14 protein-coding genes are annotated in these 17,487 nt (G+C 42.9%); all 14 read left to right on the top strand.

Features of this window, described 5'->3' with window-relative positions; all coding sequences use genetic code 11:
• Nucleotides 1-153 precede the first annotated feature (153 nt).
• The 14 genes from IEW88_RS11255 (at nt 154) to IEW88_RS11190 (ending at nt 17,472) form a co-directional block, all read left to right on the top strand.
• Nucleotides 154-2,865: a PKD domain-containing protein gene (locus IEW88_RS11255; RefSeq protein ID WP_147904383.1), complete on the top strand. Its 2,712-nt coding sequence runs from the start codon at nt 154-156 to the stop codon at nt 2,863-2,865.
• Between the two features lie 103 nt (nt 2,866-2,968).
• Nucleotides 2,969-4,372, top strand: coding sequence for an MBL fold metallo-hydrolase RNA specificity domain-containing protein (locus IEW88_RS11250; protein WP_147904384.1), 1,404 nt, complete (start codon nt 2,969-2,971; stop codon nt 4,370-4,372).
• Between the two features lie 151 nt (nt 4,373-4,523).
• Complete coding sequence (gene wecB, locus IEW88_RS11245; RefSeq protein WP_053424552.1) at nt 4,524-5,648, top strand: non-hydrolyzing UDP-N-acetylglucosamine 2-epimerase; 1,125 nt, start codon at nt 4,524-4,526, stop codon at nt 5,646-5,648.
• Between the two features lie 417 nt (nt 5,649-6,065).
• Nucleotides 6,066-8,942, top strand: coding sequence for an SLBB domain-containing protein (locus tag IEW88_RS11240; protein WP_147904385.1), 2,877 nt, complete (start codon nt 6,066-6,068; stop codon nt 8,940-8,942).
• Nucleotides 8,943-8,977: 35 nt separating this feature from the next.
• Entirely contained in the window at nt 8,978-9,943 is a 966-nt protein-coding gene (locus IEW88_RS11235) for a Wzz/FepE/Etk N-terminal domain-containing protein (RefSeq protein ID WP_147904386.1), read from the top strand.
• Nucleotides 9,944-9,962: 19 nt separating this feature from the next.
• Nucleotides 9,963-11,081, top strand: a complete 1,119-nt coding sequence (gmd, locus tag IEW88_RS11230; protein WP_147904387.1) for a GDP-mannose 4,6-dehydratase — start codon at nt 9,963-9,965, stop codon at nt 11,079-11,081.
• Between the two features lie 63 nt (nt 11,082-11,144).
• Entirely contained in the window at nt 11,145-12,104 is a 960-nt protein-coding gene (gene fcl, locus IEW88_RS11225) for a GDP-L-fucose synthase (RefSeq protein ID WP_147904388.1), read from the top strand.
• A 4-nt stretch (nt 12,105-12,108) separates the two neighbouring features.
• Nucleotides 12,109-12,588 carry a GDP-mannose mannosyl hydrolase gene (locus tag IEW88_RS11220; protein ID WP_147904389.1) on the top strand — a complete coding sequence of 160 codons (480 nt, stop codon included), beginning with the start codon at nt 12,109-12,111 and terminating at the stop codon, nt 12,586-12,588.
• Nucleotides 12,589-12,624: 36 nt separating this feature from the next.
• Nucleotides 12,625-13,716: a dTDP-glucose 4,6-dehydratase gene (gene rfbB / locus IEW88_RS11215; protein ID WP_147904390.1), complete on the top strand. Its 1,092-nt coding sequence runs from the start codon at nt 12,625-12,627 to the stop codon at nt 13,714-13,716.
• Nucleotides 13,716-14,585 carry a glucose-1-phosphate thymidylyltransferase RfbA gene (rfbA, locus tag IEW88_RS11210; RefSeq protein ID WP_147904391.1) on the top strand — a complete coding sequence of 290 codons (870 nt, stop codon included), beginning with the start codon at nt 13,716-13,718 and terminating at the stop codon, nt 14,583-14,585. The genes rfbB and rfbA overlap by 1 nt, the downstream gene beginning before the upstream one ends.
• A complete protein-coding gene (locus IEW88_RS11205) occupies nt 14,582-15,664 on the top strand; it encodes a DegT/DnrJ/EryC1/StrS family aminotransferase (protein ID WP_147904392.1) in 1,083 nt (360 codons plus the stop codon). The genes rfbA and IEW88_RS11205 overlap by 4 nt, the downstream gene beginning before the upstream one ends.
• 184 nt (nt 15,665-15,848) lie before the next feature.
• Nucleotides 15,849-16,490: an acetyltransferase gene (locus IEW88_RS11200; RefSeq protein ID WP_147904393.1), complete on the top strand. Its 642-nt coding sequence runs from the start codon at nt 15,849-15,851 to the stop codon at nt 16,488-16,490.
• A 3-nt stretch (nt 16,491-16,493) separates the two neighbouring features.
• Entirely contained in the window at nt 16,494-16,730 is a 237-nt protein-coding gene (locus IEW88_RS11195) for an acyl carrier protein (protein WP_147904394.1), read from the top strand.
• A complete protein-coding gene (locus IEW88_RS11190) occupies nt 16,714-17,472 on the top strand; it encodes an SDR family NAD(P)-dependent oxidoreductase (RefSeq protein ID WP_229670446.1) in 759 nt (252 codons plus the stop codon). Before IEW88_RS11195 ends, IEW88_RS11190 begins: the two co-directional genes overlap by 17 nt.
• Nucleotides 17,473-17,487 lie beyond the last annotated feature (15 nt).

The raw sequence follows: 17,487 nt of genomic DNA, 5'->3' as shown, positions 1-17,487 counted from the left end.
ATTGGCGACTTGTGAATAGCCTTATTAATTTTTGATTACATTTGATTACACTTTTGTTGCGCAGTGCTGTGGTCAGAGCAAATGCGCTGACTTTTCTGGCGAAATAGCCATTGTTGTCTAGACTCACGTGGGAATTACCCGCAAGGAGTCACCATGAAAAACAAGATCTTATATAACTTATCGCTCAGCATTATTGCCTGTGCGGTTTTAGCAGGATGTGGATCAGACGATAAAGACGAAGTACCAACAGTATCGGTTGCCTCTGCCGTTTCATTAAAAGAAAGCCGAACGACCACCATAGCTGCGACAGCAGACGATGATGACGATACCATTACATACAGTTGGACCCAGCTGTCTGGTCCAACCCTGACTCTCACTAATACAACCACTGCGACTGTAGGTGTCACAGCTCCGGCTGTCAGTGCTGACGCTGCTGCCGTATTGCGCATTACAGTGACGGATAAAGGCAACCAAACCGCAAGCGCAGACGTTACCGTTAATGTAGCCAATAATCAGTTCCCCACAGTTACCGCTACCTTTGGTTCTGCAGCCGAAAAATCAAGCGTTAGCCTGGCTGCGACTGCCGCGGATACGGATGGCACAGTTACAACTTATAATTGGGTACAAACTTCAGGCGACCCTGTCACTTTAACTGGGGCTGATACTGCAACCCTCAGTTTTACCGCACCTAGCGTGACAGAAGATACGCCATTGGGTTTTAGTCTTACCGTCACTGATGATGACGAGGAAGCTACCTTGGTTGAAGGTGTGGTCACTATCACACCAGTAAAGACAAGCTTTACTGTAACTGGAACTGTATCTGAAGCCGCTTTTGCAAATGCGACAATAAGAGGTACCTTAGCCGGTCAGACATTTACTGCGACTGCTGATGCTACAGGTACTTTTAGTTTGCCTATGCAAGCAGATGATGACGAAACCAATCTTTTTGCCGATATCAGAGCAAGCTCTGTCACCACGACAGGACTGCAGTATTATAAGTTTGTGCCGAGCCTAACTGCTGACGCCACCCAAGCTGTCGCTGGTTCTCTAACAACAAGACTCTCTTCTGCAGTCGCCGCTCTGTTTGATGTGAGACCCATGGCCGAAGGAGATAGTCCCAATACAGTCTCCATCAACGCCGTGTCCACTGCTTTGTATTCATTAATTGTTGCGGCCAATGGTGGAACGGCTCCAATTAATCTGGATAGTTTCACCTTAGTGGAGAAGTCTGTCAGTCCGGATGAGCTGATTGAAGCGGCTGCTGTGGTCAAACTGATCACTCAAGGTGGTGTGTTTGCATTGCCTGAAGGCGTCACTAATGTTCTTGAATTGCTGACAAATACTCAGGCCTATAACGACTATGTTGCAGCTGCCGAGGCGCAAGATCCAAATATCATTACAGATACCATTGATGAGATCATCGCTGACCCTGAACTGACACCACCTGTAGATGCGACTAGCCTGGCCAGTGCATACTTTGAGATTTATCCTGCGGCTACAGGTTTCTTATCTCGCGGTGGTAATAAGTTTAACTTTAACAGTGATGGTACAGGCTCAGAAGTATTCAATTCTGGTATTCATCAGTTCGAATGGACTCTGACCGAAGGTAAAGTTGATATCACCTATTCTGGCGAAACCAGCACAACCTATTTCCCAACTGTTGTAGTTGGATTATTTGGTTTAACTCAGGAGCAGGTCAATCAACTTTACGACGCGCGTTATTTCCAGGTAGAAGCAAAACAAACGCCATTAACTGCCAGTTTAACCCGCATTATTCAGGGTGAAAAAACTGATACCTATCGTGTGGTTGAAACCGGAACCAGAGCTATGGTTCCTGTTACTCTACCCGGTGGTGTGGTGATAGCCCCGGACCCCGTCAGCTATGAATCTACCGAGGATCAATTGCTGCGTAATGCCGACAAACTGGGTGATGTGAAATTTGTTGCTGAAGATTTGGATGGCGAATGGTTATTTGAACACTATTACTACGCAGGTGAAGAAGGTTTTGGCTACTCCGATATGTTTGCTGATATTTTTGATATTAATCCTGATGGAACAGGTGTCGCACTTGAAAATGACAAGCCCTTCACCTGGGAGTTAGATGACAAAGGTTTATTTGTAGTGACCTTCGAAGACGGCTCTTATTCAGAAATTATGAAGTTAGATCAATTGGGAACTGATATTCAGGTCTTTAGTGCGTCCTACGATGCCGAAGGAACCTTAATAGCCGCTGACGCTGATTATGCTCTGAAATTGGATGGCAGCGATTTCAGTACCTACGATCAAAGCAACCCCGAAGATATGTATTGGCAAACCACTATTAATCAGTGGGTTAAAAGTGCATGGGATGAGGATACTTTGCTTTGGGATGACGGCTTTGCGTACTTTGGTTGGCAGTTCCTCGAAGACGGCACAGGCTATCAAATGGGATCTTCTATGACATCGCCACCAGATTTTGAACCTGTGTTTAATACATCTTTAAGCTGGGACGAAGAGGTTATTTCTGAGGATGAATCTATCATGTCCATCAATCGCAGAATGTGTCCTGATGACCAAACGCAAGTTTGTACTCAGCGTCAGTGGCGTTTACTTAAATCAACTGATGGCATCTTAGGCTCTCGCATTTATGTGTTTGAAGTACAGGATCAGAGATTCGACAGTACGTCGCCCTGGTATATCACCACTGGTATTGGTCCTCGTCTGAACATCTACGAAGAGATTACCTTTGATTACTGGAACGAAACTGCCATTACTGAAGAGGTTGCAGTAAGCGGGCTTGCTAAGGGTATTAGTTTTACTTCCAGCAAAAAGTCGATAGCACGTACTGTGCTTGAACCTAATCAAAAGCCCCAATTGGGTTTATAAATAACCTGGTAGTATCTAAAATGGGGGGCGTATCACATTATAAAGTGTTAACAATGTGATATGCCTCCATTTTTGTTATGGACAAGCAGATAAGGATAATTTTGTGCAGTATCCAAGGCTAATCCACCATGGCGCCGTAGACGGAGTAACAGGCTCTTGCCATCAATATTTTGTCAGCGAAAAGCACAGTGTACTGATTGACTGCGGTTTGTTTCAGGGGGTAGAGCAGGGCATGGGCAAAGCCGGAGCCGACTTTGCTCAGATTAATTTTACGTTGGATGGTATTCAGGCGCTTTTATTAACTCATGTCCATATCGATCACGCTGGCCGTATTCCTTATTTAATAGCTGCAGGTTTTAAAGGCCCAATCTATTGCAGCAAGGCGTCTGCCTTGTTATTGCCTCTGGTGTTAGAAGATGCCTTAAAAATGGGCATCACGCGCGATGAAAAACTGATCACTGGTTTTATTCAAGCGGTATCCCGTCAATTGCGGCCATGCGACTACGGGCGTTGGTATCCATTGGAAGGATGTGCAGACACTAGCTCTATTCGTTTTCAAAATGCAGGCCATATTCTGGGGTCTGCTTATATCGAAATTCGCCATCACAACCCGATGAACAAAGAGCTTTATTACAAAGCTGTATTTTCTGGTGATTTAGGTGCTCGTGACACTCCATTGTTACCCGATCCAACCCCATTAGAAGAGGCTAACTTGCTGGTACTTGAAAGTACCTATGGCGATAAAAACCATGAAGATCGAAAAAGCCGACAACAGCGTTTACAGCACGTACTGGAAAAAGCGCTGAAAGACAATGGGACAGTACTGATCCCGGCTTTTAGCATAGGCCGCACTCAGGAGCTGTTGTATGAATTGGAGGATATTATTCATCGAATGCAGGGGCAGACTATCCACAAAGGTTTGAGATGGGATCAATTAGATATTATTGTCGACTCGCCGCTTGCAGCTAATTTCACAGCTGTTTATCAGGAGTTAAAACAGTACTGGGATGACGAGGCGAAACAGAAGTTAAAAAGTGGCCGCCATCCTCTGCAATTTGAGCAACTATTGACGGTTAAAAGTCATGCCGATCACCAAAAAGTAGTACAGCACCTGGCTGAGACCGGCAGGCCTGCGATAGTCATAGCCGCGAGTGGTATGTGTGCAGGAGGGCGGGTGGTGAACTATCTGAAAGCCTTGTTAAGTTCTGCCCGCCATCAAATCTTGTTTATTGGCTATCAGGCCCGGGGCACTCCGGGCGCAGCTATACTGCAGCAGAGAAACACCGGTGGCCATGTAGAGCTGGATGGGCAAGACTATTCGATTAACGCAGAAGTGATACAACTGAGTGGTTATTCTGCTCATGCCGATCAGCAGGACTTGTTGCATTTTGTCGAACAGATGCGAAGTCCTCCAGAGCAAATCCGTTTGGTGCACGGAGATATGGACGCCAAACTGGAGCTGAAAAGAAAACTTGAATCCAAAGGCCACAAGGTCGTCATAGGATAAAAATGGGGTCAGATCACATTGTTAACTGTTAACAATGTGATCTGACCCCATTTTTAGATTTTAAGTTCCGGTTCAGCTAGCGCACTTTACTCTGCCGCCATTACGGAAATTCTGATACCATTTCAGTAGTTTCACTTCAATGGAAGTCCCTATGATCAAAGTATTAAGTGTGTTTGGCACCAGACCTGAAGCCATTAAAATGGCTCCTCTTGTGAATTTGTTAAAAGAAACAACAGGCATTGAAAGCAAAGTCTGTGTGACAGGCCAACACAGAGAAATGCTGGACCAGGTGCTGAAGCTGTTTAACATAGTTCCGGACTATGACCTGGCCATTATGAAAGCAGGTCAGGACTTGTATGACGTCACCACCAGCATACTACTGAATATCAAGCCAGTTTTGCGCGATTTTAAACCTGATATCGTATTAGTGCATGGCGATACCAGTACCACTTTCGCTGCTGCTTTAGCTTGTTATTACGAAAAAACTGCAGTGGGTCATGTGGAGGCAGGGCTTCGTACCGGCAATATTTACAGCCCATGGCCGGAAGAAGCAAACCGTAAGCTCACAGGAGCTTTAACCAAGCTGCACTTTGCACCCACTGAGACTTCACAACAGAATTTACTCAAAGAAAATGTCGACCCTGCTGGCATCGTAGTGACAGGTAATACCGTGATTGATGCTTTGCATCAGGTGGTGGCAAAAATTGATGCGGATACCAATTTAACCAAAAACTTTGAGCAACAATTCCCTTATGGTCTAAACGGCCGTCGTCTAGTGTTGGTTACAGGCCATAGACGCGAAAGTTTTGGCGGTGGTTTTGAACAAATTTGTGCTGGCTTAAAGCAAATTGCCCAGCAGTTCCCGGATACAGACGTTGTGTACCCAGTGCACTTAAACCCGAATGTACGTGAGCCCGTATTTCGTTTATTAAGTGACACCTCCAACGTGCACCTGATAGAACCTCAGGATTATCTGCCTTTTGTTTACCTGATGAGCCGAAGCACTCTAGTGCTCACTGACTCAGGTGGTATTCAGGAAGAAGCGCCATCGTTAGGCAAACCCGTATTGGTGATGCGCGACACCACTGAGCGTCCGGAAGCTGTAGCCGCAGGTACGGTCAAACTAGTGGGAACGGATGCGCAAGTGATAGTGCGGGAAGTCAGCCGTCTATTAACAGACAAAGCGTATTATGAACAAATGAGTTATGCCCATAACCCTTATGGGGACGGCAAAGCGTGCGCCCGAATTATTGAGGCAATTAAGGCCAGTTTTTAAACCTTTGCTTTTGTGCTGACCGGCAGCGAAATGTGATTAAATGTTTCGCTGCTGTTACTGTAAAGACACAAATTTCTATTAGACAAAAACGGTGTAATTCGCTAAAGTCGCCGCCGGTTTGGTTTGGGTAAAGAACCGTAAAGGACCTTTAGCATCAGGATGTGCAGAAATCCTCTCTGAGTTACTTCTGACATACAGCTGGTTTAACACAAAAAAATCGTTTAAAAAGAAGAATATTCGACTTCACTTTTTAGCTGTGCCATAAAAACAGCGAAAACTGATAATCAGCCTCTGCTGATTCTCCGTGTGGTCGGCTTTGTCTGAACCGACTTTCTGCTTGGAAAAACGAGTAAAGCAGGTAAACTACGTAGGTTCTTTTTTGTTGGATCTAACAAATACACTATCTGGAGTTGTAGCGTGCTAAAACTGTTTAAAACTTGTGTGCTGGTGGCTTTATTTGCTGCATTGCCCGTGTCAGCTGTGACACCTTCTCCTGCAATGTTGGCACAGTTTCAAAACTTATCCCCTGCAGAGCAGCAGCGTTTAGCTAAACAGTATGGTATCGATTTACCAGCGGGTAGCATGGGGGCATCAGCACAACAAGCTCAGCCTCAGGTGCTAGTACCTCAACAGCAAAGTCCAATTTTCGAAACTATTGATCCTCAATTTGGACAATATCCAAAAGAGTTAACTGAAGAAGAAAAAGCCAATCAGCGCTTCGGCATGACTATGTTTAACTCGCAAATCAGCACTTTTGCGCCGGTAGACAATGCGCCAGTACCGGAAAATTACCGTTTAGGCCCTGACGACATTCTGTTACTGCAATTATTTGGCAAGCAAAATAGCAGCGAAGAACTTATCGTTGGCCGTGACGGCTCTGTTAATCTGCCAGAAATTGGTCCTGTTAATGTCAGTGGCTTATCTGTGTCTCAGGCATCAGATGTGATCGCCAATAAAGTGCGTGAGGCGATGATAGGTGTCGACGCCGCCATTACTATGGGCAAACTGCGTACTATCAATATTTTTGTAGCGGGCGAAGCAAAAACGCCAGGTATGTTTGCCGTGTCAGCTTTAACTACAGTAACCCAGTCTTTGTATTTAGCTGGTGGCGTTTCTGACATTGGTAGCTTACGCGATATCCAGGTAAAACGTGGTGGCGCCACAGTAGGGCGTTTTGACTTATATGACTTATTGCTACGTGGCGACAGTTCTGGCGATATCCAGCTGCAACATGGTGACGTTGTATTTGTAGCACCGATGAAAGCCACTGTTCAGGTGACGGGCGAAATTAAGCGCGCTGCTATATACGAAGTAAAATCTGGCGAAACTATTGATGCTTTGCTCAGTATGGCTGGTGGTACCAAAGCGGGCGCTTACCCGCAATCGGTAGTTTTGGAACGCTATAACAGCAATAACTTACGTGATTTATTGAACTTAGATTTAACCAACGCAGTAAACCGTCAAATGGCACTACGTGATGGTGACTTATTGCGTATCGCTGAAACCTCCCCCCGTATTGAAAATGTGGTCACAGTGGCAGGTGCTGTAGTTCGCCCTGGTTTTTATGCCTGGCAACAAGGTATCCGCATTAGCGATCTAATCAAGTCGTTCTGGTCTGATTTACATATGACGGCCGACTTAGATTACGCCTTAGTAGTGCGCGAAATTAACAACGCTGGTGATGTAAAAGTTTTGCAGTTTAGCTTGGCAGATGCCATTAATCAGCCCTCAGGCGAGGCTAACCTTAGTTTAAAACCTCGTGATTTAGTGATGGTGTTCCACCACGCTGATCAGCATATACAGCGTGACAAACTGAACGAGTATTTGCGTAAGCAAATCACGGACAGATACAAGTTAATGCCAGATATGCGTTGGACTGCATCTGAAGATTTAACAGCTAAAGCTTTCAAAGACATGTTAGATGCAGACAAAAAGCGTCAGGATGAACTTACAGGCCAGCGTCAGGCAACCAGCATAGGCGATCAGCAATTAGTACAGCCAGCGAAGGATTTGTCTTCTACTACCTTAACCGCAAATCGCAGAAACAACAGAGAAGGCGCTAACCAAAATCAGGCAGCGAACGAGCTTCAGCCTGGCCAGATGACCAATCAAGCGATGAATGCGGTTGAAGATCTGGGTAAAGATGCCTTACCTGCAATTATGCAAGACATGATGTCCAGAGTATTTCGTGATAAAGAAGTTTTAGCTTTATCGGCAAGCTTTAGCCGTACTGAGTTACTGCATCCACTGCTGCAAAAGTTAAAGGCTCAGGTGCGTCGTGGTGCTGACCCTATGATTGCCTCTGTTTCGGGTGAAGTAAAAGTACCAGGCGATTACCCTCGTGCAGAAAATGCAGATGTGGCTTCTTTAATAGCTGCAGCAGGTGGCTTAACCCAATCGGCTTATTTAAACCGTGCAGAACTGACCCGGGCAGTATTAGCTTCAGATAAAAATGGTATTGAAGCGCAGAACATCGCTGTGAATTTGTCACAAGTGTTTGCGGGAGAAACCAGCCTTGCCTTACAAGACCGTGACCGCTTAAACGTGTTTCCTGTGCCTGATTGGAACATTGAGCGCACTATCGAGCTGCGTGGCGAAGTGCGTTTCCCTGGTCGCTACACTATCCAACGTGGAGAAATGTTATCCAGTGTCATTCAGCGTGCCGGTGGCTTAAATCGTAATGCCTTTATGCAAGGCGCTATATACACCCGTGAAGACATTAAAGAACGCGAACGTATCCAAATTAAGAAACTGGCAGACCAGTTAAGAGCAGATATTGCGACCAAAAGCTTATCTCAGGTTGAAGGTGCTCCCCCTGCCGAAGACGCGCTGTTGATGATTGAGCAATTGGAAAAGCAACAACCTGTGGGCCGCCTAGTTTTAGACTTACCTTCTATCCTTGCCGGTATGCCTGACTACGATGTGCAGGTACAAGACGGTGACTTATTTTATGTGCCACGCAATGACAATACTATTTCCATAGTAGGTGAAGTTCAGCACGCCAGTAGCCACAGATATCAAAAAGATTTGTCTTTTGAGGAGTATCTGAAACTAGCCGGAGGCACTCGTAAGCGTGCTGACGAAGAACGTATTTATGTTATTAAAGCAGATGGTTCTGTGATGTTACCAGAAAGTAACGGCTGGTTTGCAGTAGCTCAAACTGGCTTGCAACCTGGTGATACTATCGTTGTGCCTGTCGATACAGAATATAAGGATAGCTTATCGCTTTGGAGTCAAATTACACAGATATTCTATCAATCAGGTGTGGCGTTAGCTGCTTTGAACTCATTTTAATTTAGTCTTACTTTTAGTATAGTTGGTAGTAAATTATGAAAGAATTAGAACAACGGTCTGATGCATTTAATGATAGAGCTCAACTTAACAACGACGAAATCGATCTTAGAAGTCTGGCTTTTATGGTATGGCAAGGTAAGACTTTCATCATAATTTTTGTCTCTATTGTTTCAATTATATCTGTTTTTTATGCTGTTACTTTAAAGAATATATATAAAAGTGAAGTACTTGTAGCCTCTACTGGTCAACAGCAGGGAGGTGGAATGTTGTCTGGGCAGCTTGGGGGATTAGCTGCTTTAGCAGGAGTAAATATCGGCGGCAGCAATGGTGTAGACAAGACAACTCTAGCTCTAGAAACAATTAAATCAAGACAATTCGTTTCTAAATTTATACTAGATCATAATATTCTAGTTGAGTTGATGGCTGCAAATAATTGGGATGCAGCTAACAATAGTTTGATGATTGATCAGAAGTTGTATGATAGTAAAGCTTCGATGTGGGTTCGTAAGGTCAGTTTTCCTAAAAAGGCAGAACCATCTATGCAGGAGGCGTACAAGACATTTATGGAAGGGTTTAATGCATCAAAAGATGCTAAATCAGGAATAATAACATTATCCTTTAAACACTATTCTCCCTATTTTGCCAAGCAAATACTAGATTGGATTGTATTTGATATTAATGAAGAGATGAAAATTAAAGATATCCAAGAATCAGAGCGAAGTATTAATTATTTAGAAAAACAAATCGCTAAAACTAATATTTCTGAAGTAAAGAGTACATTGTCATCACTAATTGAGGAGCAAACAAAGACTCTAATGTTAGCTAACACTCGTAGTGAGTACATGTTCAAAGTAGTTGATCCGGCTATAGTCGCCGAGGATAGATTTGAGCCTAAAAGATCTTTAATTGTGGGTGTTGCTATAATTTTTGGTGGGCTGCTGGGTACTTTGGCAGTGCTGCTATTTCCCTCTTTACGGAAAGTGAAAATTAATAAAGTTTAAATTGATATAGGCATTGATAATGAAGAAAAAAGCGTTAATTACAGGTGTAACCGGTCAAGACGGTTCTTATTTAGCTGAGTTTTTACTGGAAAAAGGTTATGAGGTTCATGGTATTAAGCGCCGTGCATCTTCATTTAATACGCAACGTGTTGACCATATTTATCAGGACCCACATATCGACAATAAAAACTTTATTTTGCATTATGGCGATTTGACTGACTCTTCAAATTTGACACGTATTTTGCAGGAAGTTCAGCCAGATGAGGTCTACAACTTAGGCGCACAAAGTCATGTGGCTGTAAGTTTTGAATCACCTGAGTACACTGCAGATGTAGATGCGATGGGCACTCTTCGTTTGTTGGAAGCTATCCGTTTATTGGGCTTAGAAAAGAAAACCCGCTTTTATCAAGCTTCAACGTCAGAGCTCTATGGTTTAGTACAGGAAATCCCGCAGAAAGAGACTACACCTTTCTACCCGCGCTCTCCTTATGCTGTTGCTAAAATGTATGCTTACTGGATCACTGTTAACTATCGTGAATCTTACGGTATGTATGCCTGTAATGGCATTCTGTTCAACCATGAATCTCCTCGTCGTGGTGAAACTTTTGTGACCCGTAAAATTACCCGCGGTTTGTCGAACATCGCTCAAGGTTTAGAATCTTGCCTTTATATGGGGAATATGGATGCTTTACGTGACTGGGGTCATGCTAAAGATTACGTTCGTATGCAGTGGATGATGTTGCAGCAAGATCAACCAGACGATTTTGTAATTGCCACGGGTGTGCAGTATTCAGTTCGGGAATTTATCAGCTGGTCGGCAAAAGAATTAGGTGTCACTTTGCGTTTTGAAGGCCAGGGAGTTGACGAGGTTGCTATTGTTGAGAAAATTGACGGCGACAATGCTCCTGCTCTTAAAATTGGAGACATTGTTGTTAAAGTTGACCCTCGTTATTTCCGTCCTGCCGAGGTCGAAACGTTATTAGGTGATCCAACTAAAGCGAAGCAAGTACTAGGATGGGTGCCGGAAATTACCACTCAGGAAATGTGTGCTGAAATGGTTGCAGCTGATCTGAAATCAGCTAAACGCCATGCTTTATTAAAAGCACATGGTTATGAGCTACCAGTATCCGTAGAGTAAGTATCAGTATCCTGAAACCACGATACATTGTTGTGTATCGTGGTTTTCATATTTGAGGTTTTCATGAAAAAGGTATTTGTTGCTGGCCACAACGGTATGGTTGGTTCAGCTATAGTGCGGCAGCTTGAAAAAAATGGCACTGCAGAGGTTATTACCAGAACTCGCAAAGAGTTAGATCTGACTAACCAAGCTGCTGTTCAGCGGTTTTTTTCTGAACAAACGATTGATCAAGTCTACCTAGCTGCGGCAAAGGTCGGAGGTATTATTGCTAATAATACTTATCCTGCAGACTTTATTTATGAAAACCTGATGATACAAGCCAATATTATTCACGCTGCGCACATTAATAATGTTCAGCAATTACTGTTTCTGGGTTCTAGCTGCATTTACCCGAAACTTGCGGCTCAACCAATGGCTGAAAATGCTTTATTAACTGGCACTTTAGAGCCAACTAACGAGCCATATGCTTTGGCGAAAATTGCTGGTATCAAATTATGCGAAAGCTATCATAGGCAGTATGGGCGTGATTATCGAAGTGTAATGCCAACAAATTTGTATGGTCCTAACGATAATTTTCACCCGGATAATAGCCACGTAATACCTGCATTGTTAAGACGTTTCCATGAAGCGAAATTAGCTAACGCGCCAGAAGTTACGGCTTGGGGTTCTGGCTCACCAATGCGGGAGTTTTTGCATGTTGATGATATGGCCGTCGCAAGCATTTTTGTGATGGAACTAGATAAATCAACTTATGAAAAGCATACCAGTCCAATGTTAAGCCACATCAATGTTGGTACAGGTATCGATTGCACCATTAGAGAGCTGACAGAAACTGTGGCTAAGGTCGTTGGTTATTCTGGTAAAATTGTATGGGATACCACTAAACCTGATGGCGCACCGCGTAAGCTTATGAATGTAGATCGTCTCAGAGAACTCGGCTGGAAGTACTCTATTGATTTGGAATCAGGGCTGGAAGGCACTTACGAGTGGTTTCTTCGTAATCAAGACGTTTTCAGAAAATAGAAAAATGTTGAATCATGATGAGTTCAGACAAGTAGTTCAGAATGCTCCTTTGTTTGCTATGGATTTGGTAATTCTGAATAAGCGAAACGAGATTCTGGTTGGGCTGCGAAAAAATCCTCCTGCACAAGGATACTGGTTTGTGCCCGGAGGGAGGGTTTTTAAAGGTGAGTCACTAGATGATGGTTTTGTAAGAATTGCGCTCACCGAGTTAAACCAGAATCTAGAACGCGTTGACAGTAAATTATTAGGACTGTACGAGCACTTTTATGATGAGAGTATCTTTGGTTCATCAGTATCGACCCATTATATAAATGCAACCCATTTAGTTCGATTAGTAAGTATTGATGCTGAGTTACCTATTGGACAGCATGAGGTTTATCGGTGGGTTAGTCTTGATTCTCTTAACACTGATCCGACAATCCACCAATACAGCAAAGTATTTTTACCAGAATTATTAAAAATACTCTCTGAGCAGAGCAGTTAAATATTTTAGCTAGATTAATTTAAATCCTGAGAAATTATGACAAACGCAACGGATAATCGTAAAACAATTCTGGTCACTGGTGGTGCTGGGTTTATTGGATCAGCGGTGGTGCGACATATAATTCAGCATACTGAGTGCTTTGTCGTTAACGTCGATAAATTGACTTATGCTGGCAATCTTAAGTCACTGGTTGATATTTCTGATTCTGAGCGTTACGCCTTTGAACAGGTTGATATTTGTGATCAAAGTGAACTCATACGCATTTTCGGCGACTATCAACCTGATGCAGTCATGCATTTAGCTGCTGAAAGTCACGTAGACCGCTCCATTGATGGTCCCTCTACTTTTATTCAAACAAATATTGTCGGTACTTATACTTTGTTGGAAGCTGCACGCAGTTATTGGAATCTTCTACAGGGCGAACGCAGGACCTCTTTCAGATTTCACCATATTTCTACTGATGAGGTATTTGGTGATTTGCATGGTACAGAAGACTTATTTACTGAAACTACGCCTTACGCGCCCAGCAGCCCTTATTCAGCAAGTAAAGCAGGCAGTGATCACTTAGTTCGGGCTTGGTATCGAACTTATGGTTTGCCTGTGGTAGTGACCAATTGTTCAAATAACTATGGTCCATATCATTTCCCCGAAAAACTTATCCCTTTGATTATCCTAAATGCGTTGGCTGGTAAGCCGCTTCCCGTTTACGGCATGGGGAATCAGGTGAGGGATTGGCTCTATGTTGAAGATCATGCCCGCGCTTTATACAAAGTGGTTTCACAGGGGAATGTTGGAGAAACATACAACATTGGCGGACACAATGAAAAGCAAAATATTGAAGTTGTACGAAGTATATGTGAGCTACTAGAGGAGCTAGCTCCTGTTAAACCAGCAGGAGTAACTAAATATCATGACCTTATTACCTATGTCACAGACAGGCCTGGTCATGATCTACGATATGCAATAGATGCAAGTAAAATTGCCAGCGAGCTTGGATGGTCACCTCAGGAAAGTTTTGAGTCAGGTTTACGTAAGACCGTGCAATGGTATATGGATAACAAAGAGTGGTGGCAAGCTGTCCTGAATGGTAGTTATGCGATGGAGCGTTTAGGGCAAGGGGTTGATTGATGAAAGGCATTATTCTCGCTGGCGGTTCTGGAACCCGTCTTTATCCGATAACACGCGGTGTATCCAAGCAATTGTTACCGGTATACGACAAGCCTATGATTTATTACCCAATGTCCGTACTTATGCTGGCAGGCATTCGTGACATATTAATTATTACTACACCGGAAGAACAAAGCTTATTTCAGAAACTATTAGGAGATGGCCGTGATTTTGGTATCAACCTCAGTTATGCGATTCAGCCAAACCCTGACGGTTTAGCGCAGGCTTTCATTATTGGCGAGGAATTTATCGGTAGTGACAGCGTCTGTTTAGTTCTTGGTGACAATATTTTTTATGGACAAGGCTTTAGCCCCAAATTAAAGCAAGCTGCATTAAGAACTGCAGGTGCCACTGTGTTTGGTTATCAGGTTCGAGATCCCGAACGTTTTGGCGTGGTTGAGTTTGACGAAAATCGTAAAGCTATTTCTATAGAAGAAAAGCCTGCTAAGCCAAAATCAAATTATGCCGTCACGGGTCTATATTTTTACAGCAATGATGTTATCGAAATTGCAAAAAAAATTAAGCCATCAGAGCGAGGGGAGCTGGAAATCACCAGCATTAACCAGGTTTATTTAGAACGTGGCGAACTTCAGGTTGAGATGCTGGGACGTGGTTTTGCCTGGCTTGATACTGGTACTTTTGACAGTCTGTTAGAGGCTTCAGCTTTTGTTCAAACGATAGAGCATCGGCAGGGCTTTAAAGTTGCAGTACTGGAAGAAATTGCTTATTTGAATGGCTGGCTAAGTGCCGACGATATAAGTCGGATTGCTGCCAGTATGTCGAAAAATACCTATGGCCAATACCTCGCTGAACTTGTGAGAGTGAAATGATCCCTGTTAACAAACCATATTTACCTGCATTTTCAAAGTATTCTAAGTATTTAGAGCAAGCCTATGCAAGAAACTGGCTGACTAATAATGGTCCACTGGTGCAGGAACTGAAACTTCGATTAGAAGACTATCTGGGTGTAAAAAACTTAATGCTTGTTGCCAACGGCACACTGTCTATGCAACTCGCTTATAAGGTGTTTGCGTTAAAAGGCAATGCGGTCACTACACCGTTTACATTTATTGCGACAAGCAGTAGCCTTCAGTGGGAACATATCCGTCCCGTTTTCGCTGATATTGATCCGAAAAGCTATTGTCTGAGCTTAGATTCGGTAAAAAAGCACATTAACAATGAGACCACGGCTGTAGTGCCAGTCCATGTGTATGGGAATCCTTGTGATGTCGACGGATTCGAGAAACTACGGGAGAGCCATGGTCTTAAGATTATTTACGATGCCGCTCATGCATTTGGTGTCAAGGTAAATGGTAAAAGCGTGCTTCATTATGGTGATGCTTCATCTCTCAGCTTTCATGCCACTAAGGTGTTTCATAGTGTTGAAGGTGGAGCTGTCATTTTCAGAAATAGTGACGATTATGAAAGAGCTATGTTTATGACTAATTTTGGCATAGATACCAGCGATGGCAGTATAGTCAGCGACGGCATAAACACCAAAATGAGTGAAGTACATGCAGCAATGGGCTTAGCTGTTTTAGATGATATCGATCTGATCCTCGCTCATCGAACTGCGCTCTTTGAGTTGTATCTTAAAGAGCTGACCGGTTATGTAAGGTTTCCAGTGTGGCATGAGAAGTCAAATTACAACGGGGCATATATTGCAGTGACTTTCTCTTCTGCTGAGCAGTGTACAAAAGTGCTAGAAGGCTTGAAAAATGAAAACATTATTGCCAGACGTTATTTCGCGCCGTCGTTGAATACATTAGATATTTATTGTGCGCAGCAGTCGGGCAGTTGTCCAGTTTCTGAGCATTTTGCCTCTGCTACTATTTGTTTACCGTTGTATTTTTCTCTGACAGAAAAGGAAGTAATTCATGTATGTAATACATTGAAAAGATACCTTTGACATATTTTACATGTGAGATAAGTAAACATTAGTGGCTAGAATTTTGTAACTAATTTCGCTAAGTACGACAACAAAATAGTCGGAATATTCATGATGAGCTAAGTCTTAAAGATTGAGCGCTGTGGAGTGATATACATCCAGTCGTTTGTTGCAGACTAATGTTATTTTATGAGTCGGAGTTGTTGTGAAAAATTTGGTTTTTGTAGGTGGTGGTGGATTCTTTCTTGAGTTATTTGATTATATAAAGAGGGATTTGTCTGTTACTGAAAAGTTTTCTATAAAGGGTATTATCGATGACGTCAAAACTCAATCTGAGCTACCCCTGAGGTTGCTTAGCAATGTCGAAGACTATGATCCAGAAATAGATGACGTATTTTTGATTACCTTAGGTAGTCCACTTAACAGAGATAAACTTTATAAATCTTTAAAAATGAAAGGGGCTTGTTTTATTAGCTATATACATCCGTCTGCCTATATTGCCGAAACTGCAAGTATTGAGGAGGGATGTATTGTCGCGCCTTACTCAATAGTTAACGCTAAGGCTGTAATTAAAGCCAATGTTGCTGTAAATGTTCATTGTAGCGTCGGGCACGAGTCTAATTTAGGTCAGAGTTCAGTACTTTCGCCATATAGCGCTGTTAATGGGAATGCAATTGTTGGTGATCAGTGTTTTCTCGGTACCCGAGCAACCGTTTTTCCTAAGATGGTGTTAGGTGATAAGAGTATCGTTGACTCGCATTCTTATGTAAAATCAAATGTTGATAGTAAATCCATTGTCTCGTTGCGTGGAGAGTATGTTGTTGTTAAAAATAGATTAATGAGGTAATTAATGTCACAAGATATTCTTGTTCAATGTTTTGTTGAAGCTTTAGGTGTGCAGGCTCCAGTAGTAGTCGATTCATTAAAATACAACTCAATTGCTCAGTGGGATTCAGTTGCTCATATGACTTTGATCGCAATGCTAGAAGAGAAGTTTGATTTGATGCTAGATACTGACGACATCATTGATATGAGTTCAGTTGCTAAAGCAAAGGAAATTTTATCAAAATATGGGGTTCATTTCTAAAATGCTGCTGAAGGACAAAGTCTGCATTATCACAGGAGCTACTCGCGGTATAGGTTTGGCAATGACCAGGTTTTTTGCTGAACAAGGCGCCTGGGTTTTTGTTAATGGTCGAGATGAAAGCCAGGTACAAGCTGTCGTTACGCAAATAAATAGCGATGGAGGCAAGGCCGATGCTTTTGTATGTGATGTCGCAGACCCTGAATCAGTTAAAAATGCATTCAAGTTATTCCTTTCTAAATCAAAGAAACTCGATGTGTTGATTAATAACGCCGGAATATTGGACGACGCTCTAATTGGAATGGTTTCACCGGCTCAGATAGAGCGTACTTTTGGAGTCAATACTTATTCAGTTATTTATATGAGCCAATACGCTTCTCGGATTATGAGCAGAAACAAATCTGGCAGCATTGTCAATATGACTTCAATTATTGGTACAAACGGTAATTGTGGGCAAGCAGTGTATGGCGGTTCTAAGGCTGCTGTTATTGGCATCACAAAGTCTCTTGCAAAAGAATTAGCTTCTACAAACATCAGAGTGAATGCGATTGCTCCAGGTTTTATCGATACCGATATGGCTCGTTCTATTCCTGATTCAGTGTTTGAGACTAGAGTTTCATCTATCGCAATGAAAAGGATTGGCCAGCCTGGAGAAATAGCCTCTGTTGCTGCCTTTCTTTCATCTGATTTAGCTGCGTATGTCACTGGTCAGGTGATCGGTGTCGATGGCGGAATGTTAATTTAAAGAAGTAAGGCACAC

The sequence above is a fragment of the Rheinheimera tangshanensis genome (assembly GCF_014645135.1).
Classification (GTDB): domain Bacteria; phylum Pseudomonadota; class Gammaproteobacteria; order Enterobacterales; family Alteromonadaceae; genus Pararheinheimera; species Pararheinheimera tangshanensis.
The sequence above is the reverse complement of the archived record's forward strand: the minus strand, read 5'-3'. Positions and strand labels throughout refer to the sequence as shown.

What these genes read in the sequence shown, in the direction of transcription:
- IEW88_RS11255 (WP_147904383.1), top strand. Translation starts at nt 154, where the DNA reads ATGAAAAACAAGATCTTATATAACTTATCGCTCAGCATTATTGCCTGT.
- wecB (WP_053424552.1), top strand. Translation starts at nt 4,524, where the DNA reads ATGATCAAAGTATTAAGTGTGTTTGGCACCAGACCTGAAGCCATTAAA.
- IEW88_RS11235 (WP_147904386.1), top strand. Translation starts at nt 8,978, where the DNA reads ATGAAAGAATTAGAACAACGGTCTGATGCATTTAATGATAGAGCTCAA.
- gmd (WP_147904387.1), top strand. Translation starts at nt 9,963, where the DNA reads ATGAAGAAAAAAGCGTTAATTACAGGTGTAACCGGTCAAGACGGTTCT.
- fcl (WP_147904388.1), top strand. Translation starts at nt 11,145, where the DNA reads ATGAAAAAGGTATTTGTTGCTGGCCACAACGGTATGGTTGGTTCAGCT.
- IEW88_RS11220 (WP_147904389.1), top strand. Translation starts at nt 12,109, where the DNA reads ATGTTGAATCATGATGAGTTCAGACAAGTAGTTCAGAATGCTCCTTTG.
- rfbB (WP_147904390.1), top strand. Translation starts at nt 12,625, where the DNA reads ATGACAAACGCAACGGATAATCGTAAAACAATTCTGGTCACTGGTGGT.
- rfbA (WP_147904391.1), top strand. Translation starts at nt 13,716, where the DNA reads ATGAAAGGCATTATTCTCGCTGGCGGTTCTGGAACCCGTCTTTATCCG.
- IEW88_RS11205 (WP_147904392.1), top strand. Translation starts at nt 14,582, where the DNA reads ATGATCCCTGTTAACAAACCATATTTACCTGCATTTTCAAAGTATTCT.
- IEW88_RS11195 (WP_147904394.1), top strand. Translation starts at nt 16,494, where the DNA reads ATGTCACAAGATATTCTTGTTCAATGTTTTGTTGAAGCTTTAGGTGTG.
- IEW88_RS11190 (WP_229670446.1), top strand. Translation starts at nt 16,714, where the DNA reads ATGGGGTTCATTTCTAAAATGCTGCTGAAGGACAAAGTCTGCATTATC.